The 19,023-nt window shown below is 71.3% G+C and carries 16 protein-coding genes; 12 read left to right on the forward strand and 4 right to left on the reverse strand.

Annotated elements, in window-relative coordinates:
* The first annotated feature begins 251 nt into the window (after positions 1 to 251).
* On the forward strand, positions 252 to 1,307 hold the full coding sequence (locus O0S08_RS31170) for a hypothetical protein (protein ID WP_269032998.1): 1,056 nt from the start codon (positions 252 to 254) through the stop codon (positions 1,305 to 1,307).
* On the opposite strand, the gene O0S08_RS31175 is transcribed toward O0S08_RS31170, so the two are convergent.
* Positions 1,308 to 2,228: a cation diffusion facilitator family transporter gene (locus O0S08_RS31175; protein WP_269032999.1), complete on the reverse strand. Its 921-nt coding sequence runs from the start codon at positions 2,226 to 2,228 to the stop codon at positions 1,308 to 1,310. It lies immediately after the preceding gene.
* Between the two features lie 750 nt (positions 2,229 to 2,978).
* Between O0S08_RS31175 and O0S08_RS31180 the strand changes: the two genes are divergently transcribed.
* The gene (locus O0S08_RS31180) at positions 2,979 to 5,735 is read left to right on the forward strand and encodes a hypothetical protein (RefSeq protein ID WP_269033000.1); all 2,757 of its coding nucleotides are present in this window, start codon (positions 2,979 to 2,981) and stop codon (positions 5,733 to 5,735) included.
* A gap of 92 nt (positions 5,736 to 5,827) precedes the next feature.
* Here O0S08_RS31180 and O0S08_RS31185 read toward each other — a convergent pair whose 3' ends face one another.
* On the reverse strand, positions 5,828 to 6,388 hold the full coding sequence (locus O0S08_RS31185) for a hypothetical protein (RefSeq protein WP_269033001.1): 561 nt from the start codon (positions 6,386 to 6,388) through the stop codon (positions 5,828 to 5,830).
* A 160-nt stretch (positions 6,389 to 6,548) separates the two neighbouring features.
* On the opposite strand from O0S08_RS31185, the gene O0S08_RS51350 reads away from it, so the two are divergent.
* Positions 6,549 to 6,902 carry a winged helix-turn-helix transcriptional regulator gene (locus tag O0S08_RS51350; RefSeq protein ID WP_371879504.1) on the forward strand — a complete coding sequence of 118 codons (354 nt, stop codon included), beginning with the start codon at positions 6,549 to 6,551 and terminating at the stop codon, positions 6,900 to 6,902.
* Here O0S08_RS51350 and O0S08_RS31190 read toward each other — a convergent pair.
* Complete coding sequence (locus tag O0S08_RS31190; RefSeq protein ID WP_269033002.1) at positions 6,862 to 7,479, reverse strand: hypothetical protein; 618 nt, start codon at positions 7,477 to 7,479, stop codon at positions 6,862 to 6,864. The two genes, O0S08_RS51350 and O0S08_RS31190, sit on opposite strands and share 41 nt — an antisense overlap.
* A 212-nt stretch (positions 7,480 to 7,691) precedes the next feature.
* Between O0S08_RS31190 and O0S08_RS31195 the strand changes: the two genes are divergently transcribed.
* The 8 genes from O0S08_RS31195 to O0S08_RS31230 all read left to right on the forward strand — a co-directional run bounded on the left by O0S08_RS31195 (position 7,692) and on the right by O0S08_RS31230 (position 16,238).
* The gene (locus tag O0S08_RS31195; protein ID WP_269033003.1) at positions 7,692 to 8,321 is read left to right on the forward strand and encodes a class I SAM-dependent methyltransferase; all 630 of its coding nucleotides are present in this window, start codon (positions 7,692 to 7,694) and stop codon (positions 8,319 to 8,321) included.
* Positions 8,322 to 8,566: 245 nt separating this feature from the next.
* The gene (locus O0S08_RS31200) at positions 8,567 to 9,151 is read left to right on the forward strand and encodes a hypothetical protein (RefSeq protein WP_269033004.1); all 585 of its coding nucleotides are present in this window, start codon (positions 8,567 to 8,569) and stop codon (positions 9,149 to 9,151) included.
* Between the two features lie 505 nt (positions 9,152 to 9,656).
* The gene (locus tag O0S08_RS31205; protein WP_269033005.1) at positions 9,657 to 11,441 is read left to right on the forward strand and encodes an amidohydrolase; all 1,785 of its coding nucleotides are present in this window, start codon (positions 9,657 to 9,659) and stop codon (positions 11,439 to 11,441) included.
* A 233-nt stretch (positions 11,442 to 11,674) separates the two neighbouring features.
* Positions 11,675 to 13,315, forward strand: coding sequence for an alginate export family protein (locus tag O0S08_RS31210; RefSeq protein ID WP_269033006.1), 1,641 nt, complete (start codon positions 11,675 to 11,677; stop codon positions 13,313 to 13,315).
* Positions 13,316 to 13,368: 53 nt separating this feature from the next.
* Entirely contained in the window at positions 13,369 to 14,025 is a 657-nt protein-coding gene (locus O0S08_RS31215) for an isochorismatase family protein (RefSeq protein ID WP_269033007.1), read from the forward strand.
* A 6-nt stretch (positions 14,026 to 14,031) separates the two neighbouring features.
* Complete coding sequence (locus tag O0S08_RS31220) at positions 14,032 to 14,295, forward strand: DUF1427 family protein (protein WP_269033008.1); 264 nt, start codon at positions 14,032 to 14,034, stop codon at positions 14,293 to 14,295.
* On the forward strand, positions 14,273 to 15,943 hold the full coding sequence (locus O0S08_RS31225; protein WP_269033009.1) for an MFS transporter: 1,671 nt from the start codon (positions 14,273 to 14,275) through the stop codon (positions 15,941 to 15,943). The genes O0S08_RS31220 and O0S08_RS31225 overlap by 23 nt, the downstream gene beginning before the upstream one ends.
* A gap of 118 nt (positions 15,944 to 16,061) precedes the next feature.
* Complete coding sequence (locus tag O0S08_RS31230; protein ID WP_269033010.1) at positions 16,062 to 16,238, forward strand: hypothetical protein; 177 nt, start codon at positions 16,062 to 16,064, stop codon at positions 16,236 to 16,238.
* A gap of 657 nt (positions 16,239 to 16,895) precedes the next feature.
* Here the strand turns inward: O0S08_RS31230 and O0S08_RS31235 are convergent.
* Complete coding sequence (locus tag O0S08_RS31235; RefSeq protein WP_269033011.1) at positions 16,896 to 17,057, reverse strand: DUF1328 domain-containing protein; 162 nt, start codon at positions 17,055 to 17,057, stop codon at positions 16,896 to 16,898.
* 522 nt (positions 17,058 to 17,579) lie between these two features.
* Here O0S08_RS31235 and O0S08_RS31240 point away from each other — a divergent pair.
* Entirely contained in the window at positions 17,580 to 18,821 is a 1,242-nt protein-coding gene (locus tag O0S08_RS31240) for a sigma-70 family RNA polymerase sigma factor (RefSeq protein ID WP_269033012.1), read from the forward strand.
* Positions 18,822 to 19,023: the final 202 nt, after the last annotated feature.

Raw genomic sequence — 19,023 nt, forward strand, 5'->3', positions numbered from 1 at the left:
AAAGGCGATCCGTCGAGTGCGAGGCCTGTCCAGGCTCCCTGCGTACGCAGGCCGCGGCAGCTCGGCAATCACGAGACTTTCGCCCGTCTCCCCGAGACTGCGATCAATCGCGCACCCCGGCCGAGCTCATCCGTGGGCTCGGCCGGGCCCGTGCTCTCAATATATAGTCCAGCCCGGTCGATCGACGCACTGCCGTTCATCGTACCGAGCGGGCCCTCGCGATACCCTCGCGTGCAGTGTTCCCCGGACGCATGGTCCTCTCCCTCTCGCTCGCGCTGACCGCCTGCCAGACCGTCGGGCCCCAGTCCATGAAGTACGGCCGCGGGCAATACAACCAGACCGTACAGCGCACCGACGCCGAGCAGTTGCTGCTCAACCTGGTCCGCCTCCGCTACCGCGATCCGCCGCTGTTCCTCGAGGTGACCAGCATCGCCACCAGCCTGTCGCTCGAGCTCGGCGCCGGGGTCTCGGGCAACGCCGGCAATCTCAATACCGTGACGCCGAGCGGCAGCGTACTCTACACCGAGCGGCCGACGATCACCTACGCCCCGCTGCACGGCAGCCGGTTCGGGCAGCTGTTCATGACGCCGCTCGAGCCGCGGGTCCTGCTGCTGCTCTACCACTCGGGCTGGGCGATCGACCGGATCCTCAAGGTGTTCGTCCAGCGCATCGGTTCGCTGCCGAACGCCCCGCGTGCCTCGGGGCCGACGCCGGACAACGCGCCGCAGTACGAGGATTTCTTCCGCGCCTGCGAGATCTTGCGGCAGCTGTGGCGCGACGGTCACCTCGAGTTCGGCGAGACCCGCCACAAGGATATCCCGGTCCTCGTCCTTCACATCGACCCGTCGCGCGCCGAGGACCCGCTGGTCGCCGAGCTGGCCCGCGTGCTCGGCCTGCCCGGGCCGACCACGACGCTGTTGTTCGGCGCGACGCTGCGCTCGAGCGACCCGTCGATGGTGCCGCTCGTGACCCGGTCGCTGCTCGCCGCCATGTATTACGCCTCGCAGGGCGTCGAGCCGCCCGAGCTGGACCTCCGCCGCGGCAAGGTCACGCGGACCCAGGAGGTCGACGGCGCGGACTTCGACTGGGCCCGAATCACCGGCAAGATCATGCGGATCCACCACGCCCCTCGCCGCCCCTCCGACGCGTTCGTGGCGGTGTCGTATCGCGGCCACTGGTGGTACATCGACGACACCGACCTCGACTCGAAGTCGACGTTCTCGTTCCTCAGTCAGACGGTCGAGCTGCTGTCGAACGACGTCAGGGCTGCCACCCCGGTGATGACGCTGCCGATCAGCGCCGGCTGATCAGCGCACGCGCGCAGCCGAGGCTCCGCTCGCCTCGACGTAGATCCGCGTGATGAACGGGAAGCGCTGCTTGATCTGCCGCTCGAGCTGCGCGATCTCCCGCCCCACCTCCAGCGCCGACGCCTCCGCGTCGAACTGCACGTCGACCGCCAGCAGCACGTCGTCGGGGCCGAAGTACATGCTGAGCGGACGCGACGACCAGCGCACCAGCGGCGCCGAGCCCACCATCACCTCGATCTCCCGCGTCGTCCTGGCGTCGAGCCCGGCGCCGATCAGGAGCCCCCGGCACTGGCGGATCAGCACCGTCGCCACCCCGGCGAGCAGCAGCCCGATCAGGATCGACGCCACCCCGTCGAGCACCGGCGCGTCGAGGGTGTGGCTGAGGTAGACGCCGGCGAACGCGATCACCAGCCCGGACACCGCGGCCATGTCCTCGGCGATCACCGTGTACGTCGTCGGGTCCTTGCTCGCGGCCACCTTGGCCCAGAACCCGCCGGCCCCGTGCTGCTTGAGGAACGCGTGGAAGGCCACCGCGAGGCTGGCGCTCTCGAACACCAGGGCCGAGCCGAGCACGACGTAGTTCCACAGAGGGTCGCGCAACGGCTCGGGATCGAGGACGTGGAGGATGCCCTCGTAGATGGAGACGCCGCCGCCTACCCCAAAGATCAGCACTGCGACGAGGAGGCTCCAGAAGTACAGCTCCTTGCCGTGGCCGAACGGGTGGACGGCGTCGGGCGGCAGCTCGCTGCGGCGCATGCCGATCAGCAGCAGCACTTGATCGCCGGAGTCGACTGCCGAGTGGATCCCCTCCGACAGCATCGCCGAGCTGCCGGTGATCGCCGCCGCGGTGAACTTGGTCGCAGTGATCGCCAGATTCCCGGCGAGCGCCCCGTAGACCGAGACCTTGGACCAATCGGCCATTCACCCGCCTGCTTAGCGCCCGCGCTCCGCCGCGCAACCTGGGCGCCCCGGCGCCGGCCGCGAGCGCGCGCGGCCGCGATCCCGCGCTAGACGGCCGCGCCGCGGGGCTCCCGCTCTCGTCCTGCGCGTCGCAGGCCGCGGTGACGCCGGCGACGGGGTCCCCATCGACCCATGGGCCTCGTCACCGTGTGAGCTCGCTCGGCGGAGGAAAGTCGCCCCTGCGGCGGGCGATGAGGCCGCTGTCGGGCTCGCCGCGGAGCATCGTGCATCGGAGTGACGACCAGAAACCCATGGAGCCGATGCCTCCGGTCGGCTCGCGTCGTGGCGTTCGACACCGCTACGATCCTATTCGAATAGACGACCTCGCCGTCCGGAATGCAGGGACCTCGCGCCTCGAGGCCGGGCATCTCTCGGCACGCGCGAGCCGCAGATCTCCCCGACAATCCTCACATTCAAGCTCGCCCTCCCTATCCCGAAGGGTGATTGCGACGACATCCGGGGATCGATGATGGATCGCCGAATGAACGGCGGCCGCCGGGCCGGGTGCGGCGATACCACCAGCGAATGGCATGGACATTGTTCCGCGCGCTGGCGATCGCCGGGCCGAGGATCGAGCCCGTCGGACCCTCACCTACAGCGGTTGGGCCGGATCGTGGTGCACAAAGCCATTCGCGGGGAGAGCTGAATATACATTGTCGTACGCGGCGACGGTGCCCGCTCGCGGACCTGCGCCGATAGCCTGAAAGGACCATGCGGATTTCGATACTCCGAGCCACTACAGTCCTCGCGCTGCTCGCCGTCACTGCTCCGAGCGAGACGCGAGCCGCCCCTGCCTTCACGGCCTTCGAGAGCGGCCAGGTGCGTCCGCTGGCGCTCTCGCCGGACCGCAAGCGGCTGTTCGCCGTCAATACCCCCGACAATCGCCTCGAGATCTACGCGGTGACCCCCGGCGGGCTGCACCACATCGAGTCGGTGCCGGTCGGCCTCGAGCCGGTCGCGGTCGCGGCCCGCAGCAACGATGAGGTGTGGGTCGTCAATCACCTCTCGGACAGCGTCAGCGTGGTCGACGTCAGCGGCCTGAACGCCGAGGTCGAGCGCACCTTGCTCGTCGGCGACGAGCCACGAGACATCGTATTCGCCGGGCCGGGCAAGTCCCGCGCCTTCATCACCACCGCCCATCGCGGCCAGAACACCGGGTTCGACCCGAAGAACACCACGCCGGGGGTCGGCCGCGCCGACGTGTGGGTATTCGCCGCCGACGACCTGGGCTCCGCCCTCGGCGGGCAGCCGCTGTCGCGCATCAACCTCTTCAGCGACGTCCCGCGGGCCCTCGCGGCCTCGCCCGACGGGCGTACCGTCTATGCAGCGGCCTTCCTGTCCGGCAACCAGACCACCGTCGTCAGCCCGCACCAGATCACCAACGCCGGCGAGGCGGCCGGCGGGATCCCCGGGCCGAACGTCAACCACTCCGGCGTCCCCGAGCCCAACGTCGGCCTGATCGTCAAGTGGAACGGCCAGCACTGGGTCGACGAGCTCGGCCGGCCGTGGGACGACCACGTCAAGTTCGACCTGCCCGACAAGGACGTGTTCGTGATCGACGCCGTCGCCGGCGTGCCTCACCTCAAGCACGGCAGCGCCGGCTTCTTTACCGGCGTCGGCACGGTGCTGTTCAACATGATCGTCAACCCTTCCAACGGGAAGGTCTACGTCACCAACACCGAGGCTCGCAACGAGGTCCGCTTCGAGGGCCCCGGCGAATTCGCGGCGACCACGGTCCGCGGCCACCTCGTGGACACGCGGATCTCCGTGCTCGGCGGCGGCGTCGCCACGCCCCGGCAGCTCAACAAGCACATCGATTACGCCGACTGCTGCGCCGAGCGCCCGAACGAGGAGAACGAGCTCAGCGCCTCCCAGCCGAACGGCATGGCGATCACCGCCGACGGCTCGACGCTGTACGTGGCGGTGCTCGGCAACGACAAGGTCATCGTCTACGACACCGAGGCGCTCGAGGACGACAGCTTCTATCCGGACGCCGCCGATCAGATCCCCGTCAGCGGCGGCGGCCCGACCGGCGTCGTCCTCGACCAGCAGCGCGATCGCCTGTACGTGATGACCCGCTTCGACAACGGGATCTCGATCGTCGACACCGACACGCGCGAGGAGATCGGTCACCTCACGATGCACAACCCCGAGCCGCCCTCGCTCGTCCAGGGCCGGCGCTTCCTCTACGACGCGTCGTACACCTCGAGCCACGGCGACTCCGCCTGCGCCACCTGTCACATCTTCGGCGACAACGACTCGCTCGCCTGGGACCTCGGCGATCCCGACCTCGATGTCGTCGACCCGCCGAACATCCTCAAGATGACCCTCAACCCCGCCGAGGTCCCGTTCCACCCGATGAAGGGGCCGATGACGACCCAGAGCCTGCGCGGCATGGCCAACCATGGCGCGATGCACTGGCGCGGCGATCGCAACGGCGAGGGTCAGGGCCCGAACGTCCAGCCCGACGGCGGCGCGTACTCCGAGCGCGCCGCCTTCGACGCCTTCAACCCCGCCTTCGAGGGCCTGCTCGGCCGCGACGAGCCGCTGACCGCGGCGGAGATGGGGGCCTTCACCGACTTCGTCCTGCAGGTCACCTATCCGCCGAACCCGCACCGCGCGCTCGACAACAGCCTGAACGCGCGCCAGCAGGCCGGCCACGACTTCTTCACCACCCGGCTGACCTTCGCCTTCGACTTCCGCTGCGTCGACTGCCATGTCCTCGACCCCGACGGCAACGCCCAGTACGGCGTCGAGTGGCCCGGCTTCTTCGGCAGCGACGGCCAGCTCGTCGGCGGCGAGTTCTCGCAGACCTTCAAGGTCCCCCACCTGCGCAACATGTACACCAAGATCGGCATGTTCGGGATGGCCCACGATCCGCAGATCCACGACACCACGTTCGTCGGCTACGACCCGTCGCACCAGGGCGATCAGGTCCGCGGCTTCGGCATCACCCACGACGGCACGGTCGACTCGGTGCAGCGCTTCATGGGGGCCTTCAGCGCCGGCCCGCTCAACGGCCCCGACGGCTTCCACCTGCGCCAGGAGCAGCTCGACGTCGCCGAGTTCCTGTTCGCGTTCGACACCAACCTGAGGCCCGTCGTCGGCCAGCAGATCACCCTGCGGGCCCACAACAGCGCCGTGGCGGGGCCGCGCATCGATCTGCTCGAGGCGCGCGCGGACGCGGGCGACTGCGAGCTCATCGCCAAGGCCAGCGTCCTCGGCCTCGAGTTCGGCGCGGTGTACCTCGGCAACGGCAAGTTCACCACCGCGCTCACGGCCGTGGGCACCCAGACGGACGCGCAGCTGCGCCTGCTCGCGACCGTGCTGCACAACCCGATCACGTACACGTGCGTGCCCCCCGGCTCGGGCTTCCGCCTCGGCGTCGATCGCGACGGCGACGGCCACCGCGACGGTGACGAGCTGCTCCACGGCAGCGATCCAGCCGACCCGACCGACACTCCGTGACGCACGGGCCGGCTCGCGCGCGCGGGCCGGCCTGCGCGCTACGCCCTCCTGGTGCTCTGCAGATGCAGCCCGTCACGCCGGGTGTGCGTGCCTCAGGGGTCCCAATAGAAGACCGCAGGCCCGTGCGTCGCGGTGTTGCCGTGGAAGTCCTCCACGATCACGGTCCAGCGGAGCGCCACGTAGCCGAGGGTCCATCCGGAGTTACAGCTCGCATAGTCGCTGAGCCGCACGTAGGGGCCGTCCCACAGCCCGTTCGACACGGTGGAGCCCACGCCGCCGGTCTGGGTCTTCACCAGCGGGACGGACAGCCCGCTCGTGTTGGACACGATCTTGTCGCCGTCCTCCCACGCCTCGCACGACTTCGAGTACTCGGAGTTGATCGTCAGCTTCTTGACGCCGCCGCCGTCGGTGCCCGCGCCGATGAGGACATAGTACTCGGTCGGGTCGTCGACCTCGAACGAGAGCGGATCGTTGGTGCCGAAGCTGATCTCCTCGTACACCTCCGAGCGCCACACCGAGGCATAGGCGGTCGGCGCCGTGGTGTCGACCGCCGGCACGGTCACGTCCGAGAAGTAGTCACACCCGACCGCCGCGACCAATACGAGCAGCGCCGCGCGCCCGCGACGATGGATCCCAAACAAACCATTGTTCATGAAGCCTCCGAGGACCCATGAGGTCCTGGATAGGGGTGAATGCCCGGCCCCCGGCGCGCACGGGCGCGGAGAGCCTGCTCTCCCATAGTCACCGTCGAGGCCGCTTCAATTGGGGGAGCCGAAGAAAATCGCGTCATGGCTCCGGACCCCCCAGGTAACCATGCCCGTCATCAAGGAGCTGCCCCCTGGTGCCTGCGGAGCGCGCGATCGAGGCGCTCGGCGCGAGGTGTTCGCGGAGGTGCCCTCGCGCGTCGTCTACACCGCCGCCGCGCTCGGTCTCTCCCTCCGACCGATCGTCCGCTCGCTGTGCGAATGGGGCCGCCGCCGCGCTTCCGAGCTCACCGGCCTCGACGAGCCGCCGCGCGCCGATCGTCGGCGCCGGACCGCGTTAGTCCGAGCATTCGAGCGGTCTACGCAAGGACACCGCGCCGTTCGATCCTTTCATGCACGCGCTCGACGGCCTGCGCCTCGGCTCATTCCCGAAGCAGCGAGAGCTGCGTACCGTGGGGCGTGACCAGGGTACGCGGCCAGCTTTGCCGCGTCTGCGCGTCGTACTGGACGCCGAGGTAAACGCCCGGCGTCACCTGATCGACGAGCTCGGGGCCGAGCGACAGGCTCGCCTCGACGAGGTCGGTCGTCGCTCCGCCGCTGCCTCGGCCCGGGAGCCACACTGCGAGCCCGAGTCGGACCACGAAGCGCTGGCTCGTCTCCGTCGCGTAGGTGTCCACGATATCGACCGAGCGCACCCGGGCCCAGCACGGGCGCACATCCTTCCGAGCTCGTTCGTGCCGGTCCAGCTGCTCTCGCCGACGGGCCCGATAGCGAAACCAGTACACCACGAATGCCAGAGCGCCGGTGAGGGCGACCGCCCCTCCGAGCCCGCGTGCCCACGGCGCGTCCGCGGCGAGGACCACCGGCGCGCTCGAGATCGCCACGGTGCCTGCGATCCAGAGGATCAGGAACTCGGGCCCCTGGTAGTGGAACTCGGGCTCGGCGAGCGACGGGCTCGGCCACGGCGGCGGCTCGCCGTCGTGGAGCTGCGCCGGAAGGGGGCGGACGGAGGTCAAGCGATCCTGCACCACGACGCTCATCGAAGCCGCGTTATACCGCGAGGATACGCCGCAGTTCGAGCGCACTCGTCCACGAACCAACCGCGCGCCATGAGCGCGTGGATCGCGAATCTCTCGAATCCGCGAATGCATCGATCCGGCCGCGCGAGCCGGAGCGCCCGGTCGCTCCAGGCGCCGACGCGCGGCGCCGGGCCCCCGTCAGAGCGCTCGAGGCGTCATGGTAAACCGCGAGCATGAGCGAAAAACCGACGAACTCTGCCGCTCACCCCGGCTTCCCCTCGCAAGTGTTCGTGGAGGCCTATCAGGGCACTCCGCCGTGGGACGTCGGCGCGCCTCAGGCCGCCTTCGTCGCCCTGGCCGACGCCGGGCTCATCCGCGGCGACGTGCTCGACGTCGGCTGCGGGCCCGGCGACAACGCCCTGTTCATGGCCGAGCGCGGCCACGCCGCGTGGGGCGTCGACCTCGTGCCGGAGGCGATCGCGCGCGCGCAGGCCAAGGCGCAGGCGCGCGGGCTCGAGGTCCGCTTCCTCGTCCACGACGCCCTCAACCTCGCCGCGCTCGGCCGGCGGTTCGACACCCTGCTCGACTCCGGCCTGTTCCACGTGTTCGGCGACCGCGACCGCGTGCTCTACGTGCGCTCGCTGGCCGACGCGCTGGTCTCCGGCGGCCTGCTGCACATCCTCTGCTTCAGCGACGAGGAGGTCGGCGAACAGGGCCCGCGGCGGATCACCCAGGCCGAGCTGCGCGACGCCTTCCGCGACGGCTGGACAGTCCGGGAGATCCGTCCGGCCCGCTTCGCCAGCCACATGCACCCCGGCGGCGCGCGAGCCTGGTGCGCGACGATCGAGCGCACCGGCGCGTGACGGCGGAATGGGCCCTCGCGCCCGCGGTGGGGTCGCGCGGACGCAGGCGATTCCCCGCACACGACCGAACCACGGTTCCTGCGTGATCGCGGCGCTCGCTGCCGGCCCCTGACGACCTCCTGAGGGAATCTCGTGCACGAATGCGTCCCCGGCCCGCGAGTCGCGGCGAACCGCACGCTGCAAGCATTGCGACTGCGGTGATTCACGCTGGCCGCTCGCGCGGCCGGGTGTATGGTCCGGGCCGCATGCCGACCCGTTCGCTCGCCGTCACGCTCTGTACCCTCGCGCTCGGCCTCGCGTCGACCACCGCCCAGGCCTCCAACTACCCGCCGGACTACGACGTCTGCGGCGTCACCGAGACCCTCTACTCGGGGCCGTTCAAGGTCATCCGCGACTTCGTCGATCCGTGGGACGAGCACTACAAGCTCACGATCGTCTACGACGGCTACCTGCGCGACGAGTACGCCGACGACCAGATCAACTTCTACGTCTCGCTCAACGGCAACGACGAGATCCTCGAGGCCCTGCCCGGCGCCTACGACGACGCCTACGTCCTGCTCGACTCCGGCCCGCGCGCCTGTCACTGGTGCGGCAACGGCTGGAACCCGCCCGGCTCGTGCGACGGCGTCACCTTCGACCCGTACCAGAGCGGCAAGTGGCTGTGCAGCCAGCCCACCGCGGTCGAGGAGCACCTGTTCTTCTGGGCCTTCGACGACTTCGGCGGCCTCAACGCGTGGGACATCGAGCTCGCGGCCGAGGCCGGCGGCGAGTGGGACAGCAACTACGGCAACAACTTCGACGTGCGCTTCGAGCCGCGCTCCTGCTGGTGATCGACGCCATGCGACAGGGCCCGCAGCCGACGCGCGGATGCTCGGCTGCCGATCGCCTCGAGTCGCGACTGCCCTGATTCCCTGCTCGCGCCGACTGTAGTGATTGTCCGGCGACCCGCTCGCCGGCCATGGACAGAGCCCGACCCTGCAGACGTCGACCCCGGGCTCGGTCGACGTCCCCCCGGCCGACTCCCGTCGAGCGATCCTCTCTGCCTGTGCGAAGAGCCAGGTCATCGGCGGCGCGGACGCCCCGCCAGCGGCGACCGTTCCCTCCTCGAACCCCATTGCGGGTCAATGTCCGCAGTCGGCGCCGGCCGACCTCTGCGCCGATCATGACCTGAACAACGTCGGCGCGACAGAATACGCACCCGCTATGATTCGCACATGCGGGCGAATCGTGGGCGCTCTCCCGCTCCTCCGCGGATCCGCGCTCATGTCCTCACCCCCATAAAGTCGGGTTTACCCTCGGACCCTGCCTCTGCCATCCTCCGCGCGGACCCTCCTGATGACAGCCAGCGCGGACGCCGATCTCATCCTCTACAACGGGCGAATCACGACCATGGATCCGCAGGCCCCTGCGGCCTCGGCGGCGGCGATCCGCGACGGTCGATTCGTCGCCGTCGGGGACGACGCCGACGTCCTGCGACACGCCGGCGCCGGCGCCCGCAAGGTCGATCTGCGCGGCCGGCGGGCGATCCCAGGCCTCATCGATTCACACCTCCACCTCATCCGCGGCGGCCTCACCTACAACAGCGAATTGCGGTGGGACGGCGTCGCCTCGCTCGCCGAGGCGCTGAGGCGGCTGCGCGCGCAGGCCCGGATCACCCCGCCGCCGCAGTGGGTCCGCGTCGTCGGTGGTTGGTCGGAGTTCCAGTTCGCCGAGCGGCGCATGCCGACCCTCGACGAGCTCAACGCCGCCGCGCCCGACACTCCGGTGTTCGTGCTCCACCTCTACTCGCAGGCGCTGCTCAACCGCGCCGCGCTGCGGGCCGTCGGCTACACCCGCGATACGCCCGATCCGCCGGGCGGGGTGATCCAGCGCGACCGCCACGGCGAGCCGACCGGCCTGCTCGTCGCCAAACCGAACGCGTGGATCCTCTACGCCACTCTGGCCAAGGGCCCGCGGCTCGCGTCGGACGAGCAGCGCAACAGCACCCGTCACTTCATGCGCGAGCTCAACCGCCTCGGCATCACCGGGGCGATCGACGCCGGCGGCGGCTTCCAGCAGTACCCCGAGCACTACCGGATCATCGAGGAGCTCGCGGCCGCCAAACAGCTGACCGTGCGCCTGGCCTACAACCTGTTCACCCAGCGCCCCGGGCAGGAGCTCGACGACTTCGCCCAGTGGGCCGGCAGCGTCAGCCCCGGCCGCGGCGACGACTTCTACCGCCTCAACGGCGCCGGCGAGATGCTCGTCTACTCGGCCGCCGACTTCGAGGACTTCCTCGAGCCGCGGCCCGACCTGCCGCCGCACATGGAGGCGCAGCTCGGCCCCGTGGTCGAGCACCTGGTCGCCAACCGCTGGCCGTTCCGCCTGCACGCCACCTACGACGAATCGATCACGCGCATGCTCGACGTGTTCGAGGCCGTGAACCGGAAGGTCCCGTTCGCCGGCCTGCGGTGGTTCTTCGACCACGCCGAGACCGTCTCCGCGCGCAACATCGACCGGATCGCCGCGCTCGGCGGCGGCATCGCCATCCAGCACCGCATGGCCTATCAGGGCGAGCACTTCCTGCGCCGCTACGGCCCCGAGCTGACGAGCGACGCCCCGCCCGTGCGCCGCATGCTGGCCGCGGGGATCCCGGTCGGCGGCGGCACCGATGCCACCCGCGTCGCCAGCTACAACCCGTGGGTCGGCCTCGGCTGGCTGGTCTCCGGCCGCAGCGTCGGCGGCACCGAGCTGCTCGGCCCCGGCGCCCGCCTGTCGCGCGAGCAGGCGCTGCGCCTCTACACCGCCGGCAACGGGTGGTTCTCCGGGGAGGACGGCCAGCGGGGCCTCGTCGCCGAGGGCCGCCTCGGCGACCTCGCGGTCCTGTCCGACGACTACTTCGCGGTGCCCGAGAGCGAGATCCGCGACCTCACCTCGGTGCTCACCGTGGTCGGCGGCGACGTAGTCCACGCGAGCGGCGACTTCGGCGGCCTCGCCCCCCCGCCGCTGCCGTTCAGCCCCGACTGGGCCCCGCCCGCGCAGTACGGCGGCTACGACCCCGGCGTGGTCGCCCGCGCCCTGAGCCACCGCGCCCACCATCATCACCACCACGGCCTCGCCTGCCCCTGCGCCGTGTTCTAGCCGCCATGGACCTGTCCTTTCGGACATGCCGGGCGCCGCGCCGCGCCCGGCCCGGCGGCCCTGCGCGCACCGCCCGAGCCGCCGCCCTCGCGGTCGCCCTCGGGGCCCCGTCCGCCGCCCTCGCGCGCCCGTCCGCCGCCGCGCGGGTCGGCGCGACCGGACATGTCCCGAGAGACAGCCCATCCGACGTACATGCCCCTGCGGACATCTCTCCACTGCATGTCCCTCGGGACATGTTCATCGCTTCGCCCACCGGCGGCCTCATTCGACCTGTCCCCCGAGACATCCTCACATCCCCCAGCCCCTCCCGACCTGTCCCCCGAGACATCCTCGCATCCCCCAGCCCCTCTCGACCTGTCCCCCGGGACATCCTCGCATCCCCCAGCCCCTCCCGACCTGTCCCCCGAGACATCCTCGCCTCCGCCCCCGCCAGCCCCTCTCGACCTGTCCCCCGAGACAGCCACTCCCCACCGCCCGCCGCCACCAGGACCCCGCGCCCCGCCTCCCCCGCGCAGGCCGCGGGCGCCAGCGAGGCCGCGGCGCTCGCCGGACGAGGCGCAGGGCCCCCGGCCGCGCCGCCGCCGTACCGCCTCCTCCGCGCCGACGAGGACTACCGCTATTTGCGCGACCCGCGGCGCCAGGTCGACTTTTTGGATGTCCTCAAGTACATCCCGCTCGGCCCGCGGCGCCGGGTCGCGCTCGGCTTCGGCGGCGAGACTCGCCAGCGCCTCGACAGCTTCCGCCACCTCGACTGGGGCGCAGGCCCGCCGCGCTCTCTCTCGTGGCTGCAGCGGTACCTGCTGCACGCCGAGCTGCGCGCCCCCTACTTCCGCGCCTTCGCGCAGATCAAGAGCGCCCTCGAGACCGGCCGCCCCGGCGGCCCGCGGGACATCGACCGCGACGACCTCGACTTCCACCAGGCCTTCGCCGACTTCGACCTCGAGCGTCCGGGCCTGCGGGTGATCGTCCGCGCCGGCCGCCAGGAGCTCGCGTTCGGCTCCGGCCGCCTGGTCTCGCCGCGCGAGGGCCCCAACGTCCGCCGCAGCTTCGACGGCGTCTCGCTGATCGTCGCCGCCCGCCGCGTCCGCGCCCACCTCTTCGTCACCCGCCCGGTCGCGACCCGCCCCGGCGTCTTCGACGACGGCTGGGAGCGCGGCCAGTGGTTCGCCGGCGCCCACGCCACCGTGCCCTCGCCGCTGCCGGGCGGCCAGGTCGACGTCTACGCGCTCTACCTCGACCGCCCCGACGCCGAGTACCAGCGCGGTCGGGCGCACGAGCGCCGCCTGTCTCTCGGGACACGTTGGTTCGGCCACGCCGGCCGGCTCGACTACAACGTCGAGGCGGTGCTGCAGGCCGGCAAGTTCGGCGCCGCGCCGCTGCTCGCCTGGACCGTCGCCAGCGACACCGGCGTCGCCCTGCCGCTGCCGTGGGACCCGCGGCTCGGCGTGCGGCTCGACGTCGCCTCCGGCGATCGCGGCGGCGATCGGCCGATGGGCACCTTCTCGGCCCTGTTCCCCAAGGGCTCCTACTTCGGCGAGGACGCCCTGATCGGCCCCGCCAACTTCTACGACGCCCACCCGATGCTGACGCTCGCCCCGCTGGAGCGCCTGAGCCTCACCCTCGACTGGGTGTGCCTGTGGCGCTACAGCAAGGCCGACGGCATCTACAACGTCCCCGGCGAGCCGATCCTCGACAGCCTCGACGACGCGCGCTTCATCGGCCACCGCGCCGGCGCCACCCTCGAGGCCGAGCTCGGCCGCCACGTCGGCTTCGTCGTCACCGCCGGCCGCTTCTTCCGCGGCCCCTTCCTCGCCCACGCCGGGCGCACCCGCGACGTCGACTTCGTCGCCACCTGGCTGACCCTCAAGTTCTGACAGTCACCGTTCGACTCCTTCATTCACCCAAAAAACCCGAGGACTCACAGACCATGCCCACCGCTTCCGCCACTCCCGCCCGGTCGCTGCTCACCCCCGGCGATCACACCCTGATCCTCATCGACCACCAGTCGCAGATGGCGTTCGCCACCCGCTCGATCGACGCCGTCCTGCTGCGCAACAACGCCGCCCTGGCGGCCCGCGCGGCCCGGATCTTCAACGTCGCCACGATCCTCACCACAGTGGCCGAGAAGACCTTCTCCGGCCCGATCTTCGCCGAGATCCGCGCCGCCCAGCCGGAGCTCGACCTCATCGATCGCACCACCATGAATTGCTGGGAGGACGCCAACGTCATCGACCGCGTCAACAAGCTCGGCAAGTCGCGCCTCGTCATCGCCGGCCTGTGGACCTCGGTGTGCATCGTCGGCCCGGTGCTGTCGGCCATCGAGCAGGGCTTCGAGGTCTACGTGATCACCGACGCCTGCGGCGACGTCTCCGACGAGGCCCACGAGCGGGCCGTCACCCGCATGGTCCAGGCCGGCGCGCGCCCGCTGACCGCCCTGCAGTACTTGCTCGAGCTCCAGCGCGACTGGGCCCGCGGCGAGACCTACGGCGCGACCACGGGCCTCGCCGCCGAGCTGGGCGGCGCCTACGGCCTCGGCATCATCTACGCCAAGACCATGTTCGACGCCTCCGAGGGCGGCCACTAGGAGCGCATGAAGCTCTACCTGCTCTCCCTGGGCGTCGGCGTCCTCGTCGGCGTCCTCTACAGCGTGCTGAACGTGCGCTCACCGGCGCCGCCGATCGTCGCGTTGATCGGCCTGTTCGGCATGCTCCTCGGCGAGCAGGTCGGCCCGATCGCGCGGCGCCTCCTCGCCGGCGAGCCGCTGACTGCGGCATGGTTCTCCCGCGAGTGCGCGCCCAAGCTCACCGGCGTGCCCGCGCCCGAGTCCGACCATGGCGACCACGCCCCCCGCTGATCCACCCACTTCGTCCGCCGCCGCTCCGCCCTCGGCCTGGGCGCCGCTGCGCCAGCGCGTGTTCCGCTCGCTGTGGCTCGGCGCGCTCAGCTCGAACATCGCCCTGTGGGTGCAGAACGCCGTCGGCAGCTGGGACATGACGTCCCTCGCCACCGCGCCGATCTACGTCGCCCTGCTGCAGACCATGTCCGGCGCGCCGGTGCTGCTCGTCGGCCTGCCGGCGGCCGCCTTCGCCGATCTGTTCGACCGCCGCCGCCTGCTCGTCGTGTTCGCCGGCTGGATGGCGGCGGTCTCGATCGCCCTCGCCCTGCTATCATTCACCGGCGCGCTCGGCCCGGTCGCCCTGCTCGCATTGACCTTCGCCCTCGGCCTCGGCGCCGCCCTGTCGGCCCCGCTGTGGCAATCGGTGCTGCCGTCGCAGGTGGCAGCGGGCGAGCTCGCCTCCGCGGTCACTCTCGGCGGCGTCGCGGTCAACCTCGCCCGCGCGATCGGCCCCGCGATCGGCGGCGTCGGCGTCGCCCTCGCCGGCAGCGGCGCGGTCTACACATTCAACGCCTGCGCCTTCCTGATCGTCGTCGTCCAGGTGCTGCGCTGGCGACCCGCGCGCGAGCGGCCGCCGCAGAGCCCCGAGCGGGTCGTCGGGGCCATCGTCGCCGGCCTCCGCTTCGCCGGCCACGCCCCCGTGCTGCGCGCAGTGATCGCCCGCGCCGGCGCCTTCATCGTCTGCGGCAGCGCCCTGTGGGCCTTGCTGCCGGTGATCGCCCGCCGCGAGCTGCACATGAGCCCCCTGCGCTTCGGCGCCTTGCTCGGCTGCGTCGGCGCCGGCGCGCTCCTCGGCGCCGCGGTCATGCCGCGGCTGCGCGCGCGCTGGGGCCCCGATCGCCTGACCGCCGCCGCCAGCCTCGTCTACGCCGCCACCATGCTCGCGCTCGGGTATGTGCGCAGCGAGCCGGCGCTGTACCTCGCCATGCTCGCCACCGGCGTCGCGTGGATCAGCATCATGTCGAGCCTCAACGTCGCCGCCGCCTCGGCCGCGCCGGGGTGGGTCCACGCGCGCGCCCTCGGCTTCTACCTGCTGGTCTTCCAGGGCGGCCTCGCGCTCGGCAGCCTGGCCTGGGGCGGCCTCGCCGGCCGCCTCGGCCCGCCGACCACCCTCGCCATCGCGGCCGCCGGCGTCGCTCTCGGCGCCCTCGCTACCGCGCGCTGGCGCCTCGGCGACGCCCGTCGCGAGGCCGTCGCGCCGTGGAGCGCCTGGCCCGAACCTGTCGTCGTCGGCCCCGACCTCGACCACGAGGCCGGCCCGGTCCTGATCGTCCGCCGTCACCGCGTCCCCGCGAACCACCGCGCCGAGTTCCTGCAGCTGTGCCGCGAGCTCGAGCACCTGCGCCGACGCGACGGCGCCAGCGACTGGTCGATCTACGAAGACCTCGCCACCCCCGACCTCTTCGTCGAGACCTTCGCCCTCGGCGCGTGGTCCGAGCACCTGCGCCAGCACGGCCGCGCCGTCGTCTCCGACCAGCCCTTGCTGGCGAGGCTCGCCGCAGTGAGCGAGGACGCCGGCGTGGTCCACCTCGTCGACGCCCGCGCCCTCGCGGCCGCCCGGACCCGCGGCGCCCACCTCCACGCCCCTAACCCGGAGCCCCCGTGATCGACAAACGACTCCATTCATAGGACCCACGACCGCTTGCGGCCGCCGCGTCGACCTCTTTACAATCCGCTCCGAATCATCGCCCGCGCCAACCCGCGCGGCCGATCGTTCTTTTACCATGCTGATGGTGTTGACAATGGCCGCCCGGGGCTTCGAGGGCGCCGACGTCCAGGCCGCCCTGCTCTACGCATTGCCGTACGCCGCCCTCGCTCTGACCGGCCCCGGCCGGCATTCGCTGGACCACCGGCTCCGCCCGCGATACCGGCGCCTCCTCGCGCGCCTCGTCACCCCCTGAGCTCCGCGCGCCCTGGCCGCGGTTCACCGTCGCGATCGCCTGCGCATTTCCGCTCAAAGCATCGAGCGATTTTGCCCTCTCCGCCCGGCGCCTCTTGCGCGCCAGGCGGGCGCTCCCTCCGCCGAATCCACCTTCACAAAGCGCAGCTTGCGCCGGCGCAGCGCAGAGTCCTCGGCGCGCGGGATTCCCTGTCCCCGCTTGCGTTGAAGCGCCGGCGCGTCGGGCCGGCAGCCCACTGTGGCACCCCGCGCACCTAGCCCGCGGGCGGCGCAGGAGGACAGGCATGTTGCGATTCCGGGTGAGGCCTATGCGCAGACTGCGAGCAAGCCAGTGCGCCGGTGCGAGAATTGGATCTACGAGCACGATCGCTGCGGCCCCCCTGGAATGAGAACAGAGAGCGGGGCGAATGCGTGCACGGCGCAGAGCAGGCGTCGATCGACATCCATGACGTCACTCCGGCGCACGGCTGAGCCCGCTCGTCCACGAGGATCCGGCCCTGGCTCCCACCATCCGCAACACCGGTCGTACGATTCAGGTCGACCACGACGCCGGCACCCCGGCGTGCACCCATCGGTCACGCGACCAGGTGCTCTTCAGGACATGCCCTCAAAGGCATGTCTCATAGGACATGCCGCCACGGCGGCCGTCCGCGGCGCGTCAGCCGACCAGCAGCCCGGCGACCAGCATCACCGCGAAGCACGCGAGGAAGATGTAGAACAGCACCTGCGCCAGATGGACCGCGACCACCGTGATGCCGCCGAAGCCGAACACCGCGGCCACCAGCGAGATGAACAGGAAGATGAGCGCCCAGCGAAGCATGTCCGAAACCCTCTCGCGCCTCTTATTTTCGGATCTACGGCCCGCGCAACTCCGAACCCGGCGCCCGCGGCGGACACCCGTCCTCCGCCGGCCAATCCCCCTTTAGAGGGCCCTGAACGCCGCTTCACCGGCCTCCTGCGCGGCCTCCCGCGCACGGGGCGCGGCCCTGCTCCGACCCTGCGCTACCTCCTCTCGATCCTCGAAGCCCCGGCGACGGACCCACCGATCGCCGCGCGAGGAGCCGCGGCGCGGCGATCTGCGGCCGCGCAATCGTCGATCGCGGCCCGGTCGCGGCCCTGGGCCTGCGGGACCCCAGAGCGCCCGCGAAAAAAGTTTCGCCGCCTTCGTTGACATCCGTCCGGGCCCCGATCAGTTCTCCCTCGACAAGACCGAGCGCCCCGGGAACACGGTTCTCCCGGGGCGAGGGCAGGATCCGCGGCCCGGCCACGATGCGCCGCCAAGCCGCTCGGACCCGAGCGTACGACGGCGTATTGCCGCCCGAAGATGGAAGGAGCTGACACCATGCTGCGAGAAATCGACACCCGCGACTCGACCGGCGCTCTGGTGAATGAATCATCGCACCGGCCACTGACCACCTACTTCCGCGACCTCGCCGAAGCCGAGGTCATGACGCGCGAGGAAGAGACCGCCGCCGCGATCAAGCTCGTCCATCTGCGCCGTGGTCTGTGGACGGCGATCCTCGATTATCCGCCGTACGCCGAGCCGATCTGCGCCCTCCTGCGCGAGCGGCTGGCCGACGACGATTGCCCGGCCGCCTCCCTCGACGCCTACGAGAAGGCCGCGCGGATCCTCCGCGACCGTGACCTGCGCAAGCACCACGACGCCTTCCGGGCCGGGCGCGACCGCGTCGCCGAGCACCTGCTGGCGGCCGACATCGACACCGAGCTCGCCGACCTCATCGTCGCCGACCTCGTCACGCTCGACGGTCATCGCGGCTCGCCGACCACCCTGCAGGTCCACCCCCCGCGCCGCGGCAGCGTCCCGTTCGCCCGCTACGCCGCCGCCGTGCGCAGCAAGCAGGTCGCCTTCGTCACCGCCCGCAACGCCTTCGTGCGCGCCAACCTCCGCCTCGTCGTCGCCCTCGCGCGGCGGTTCTACCGCGGCAGCGTCCCGCTGCCCGACCTGATCCAGGAGGGCAACCTCGGCCTGCTCAAGGCAGTCGCCCGCTTCGACCCCGCCCGCGGCTGCCGCTTCTCGACCTACGCCGCCTGGTGGATCCGCCACGCCATCACCCGCTCGATCGCCGACAAGTCGCGCTGCGTCCGCCTGCCCGTGCACATGATCGAGGCCTGCGGCAAGGTCGCCCGCGCCCGCCGCGACTTCGAGCTCGCCGAGGGCCGCGAGCCCACCGACGAGGAGCTGGCCGAGGTCAGCGGCGTCAGCCGCGAGCGGATCTCCCGCATGGGCTGGTCGCTGATGGAGACCCCGCTCAGCCTCGCCTCTCCGGCCGCTCGCGACAGCGAGGGCACCCTCGCGGACACCGTCGCCGACCCCGACTACGTGCCCCCGTCCGACCTCCTCGACCGCGACCACCTGCAGTCGCAGCTCGCCGAAGTGTTCGCCCAGCTGAGCCCGCTCGAGGCCGACATCCTGCGCAAGCGCGTCGGCCTCGACGGCGAGACCGAGATGACGCTGAAGGACATCGGCGCCGGCTACTCGCTGTCGCGCGAGCGGATCCGTCAGCTCCAGGAGGGCGCCCTGGCCAAACTGCGCGCCGAGTTCTCGCGTCGCAAACTCATGTGACGCGCGCGGTCGGTGGCGCACTCGGCCCCTTCTTTCGCCTGCCCGCCCCGCGCGGGCCGAGCCCCTCCCTCAGCTCGCCCGCGAAACGATACCCCGCAGCGCGCCACCGACCGAATTGTCTCCTGATTAAACGCGCGGCGGACATGTCCCGAAGGACACGTCCGCCGCGCGGCCGCTTTCTCGGTCCCTCTGCGTATTCGAA

Origin of the sequence: Nannocystis punicea, from assembly GCF_026965555.1 — a bacterium.
In the GTDB taxonomy this organism is placed as follows: domain Bacteria; phylum Myxococcota_A; class Polyangia; order Nannocystales; family Nannocystaceae; genus Nannocystis; species Nannocystis punicea.

Excerpts from the sequence above, each read along its gene's own strand:
- O0S08_RS31175 (WP_269032999.1), bottom strand. The coding sequence starts at position 2,228 with ATGGCCGATTGGTCCAAGGTCTCGGTCTACGGGGCGCTCGCCGGGAAT.
- O0S08_RS31170 (WP_269032998.1), top strand. The coding sequence starts at position 252 with ATGGTCCTCTCCCTCTCGCTCGCGCTGACCGCCTGCCAGACCGTCGGG.
- O0S08_RS31235 (WP_269033011.1), bottom strand. The coding sequence starts at position 17,057 with ATGCTTCGCTGGGCGCTCATCTTCCTGTTCATCTCGCTGGTGGCCGCG.
- O0S08_RS31220 (WP_269033008.1), top strand. The coding sequence starts at position 14,032 with ATGAAGCTCTACCTGCTCTCCCTGGGCGTCGGCGTCCTCGTCGGCGTC.
- O0S08_RS31240 (WP_269033012.1), top strand. The coding sequence starts at position 17,580 with ATGCTGCGAGAAATCGACACCCGCGACTCGACCGGCGCTCTGGTGAAT.
- O0S08_RS31195 (WP_269033003.1), top strand. The coding sequence starts at position 7,692 with ATGAGCGAAAAACCGACGAACTCTGCCGCTCACCCCGGCTTCCCCTCG.
- O0S08_RS31210 (WP_269033006.1), top strand. The coding sequence starts at position 11,675 with ATGTTCATCGCTTCGCCCACCGGCGGCCTCATTCGACCTGTCCCCCGA.
- O0S08_RS31200 (WP_269033004.1), top strand. The coding sequence starts at position 8,567 with ATGCCGACCCGTTCGCTCGCCGTCACGCTCTGTACCCTCGCGCTCGGC.
- O0S08_RS31230 (WP_269033010.1), top strand. The coding sequence starts at position 16,062 with ATGCTGATGGTGTTGACAATGGCCGCCCGGGGCTTCGAGGGCGCCGAC.
- O0S08_RS31225 (WP_269033009.1), top strand. The coding sequence starts at position 14,273 with ATGGCGACCACGCCCCCCGCTGATCCACCCACTTCGTCCGCCGCCGCT.
- O0S08_RS31215 (WP_269033007.1), top strand. The coding sequence starts at position 13,369 with ATGCCCACCGCTTCCGCCACTCCCGCCCGGTCGCTGCTCACCCCCGGC.
- O0S08_RS31180 (WP_269033000.1), top strand. The coding sequence starts at position 2,979 with ATGCGGATTTCGATACTCCGAGCCACTACAGTCCTCGCGCTGCTCGCC.
- O0S08_RS51350 (WP_371879504.1), top strand. The coding sequence starts at position 6,549 with ATGCCCGTCATCAAGGAGCTGCCCCCTGGTGCCTGCGGAGCGCGCGAT.
- O0S08_RS31190 (WP_269033002.1), bottom strand. The coding sequence starts at position 7,479 with ATGAGCGTCGTGGTGCAGGATCGCTTGACCTCCGTCCGCCCCCTTCCG.
- O0S08_RS31185 (WP_269033001.1), bottom strand. The coding sequence starts at position 6,388 with ATGAACAATGGTTTGTTTGGGATCCATCGTCGCGGGCGCGCGGCGCTG.
- O0S08_RS31205 (WP_269033005.1), top strand. The coding sequence starts at position 9,657 with ATGACAGCCAGCGCGGACGCCGATCTCATCCTCTACAACGGGCGAATC.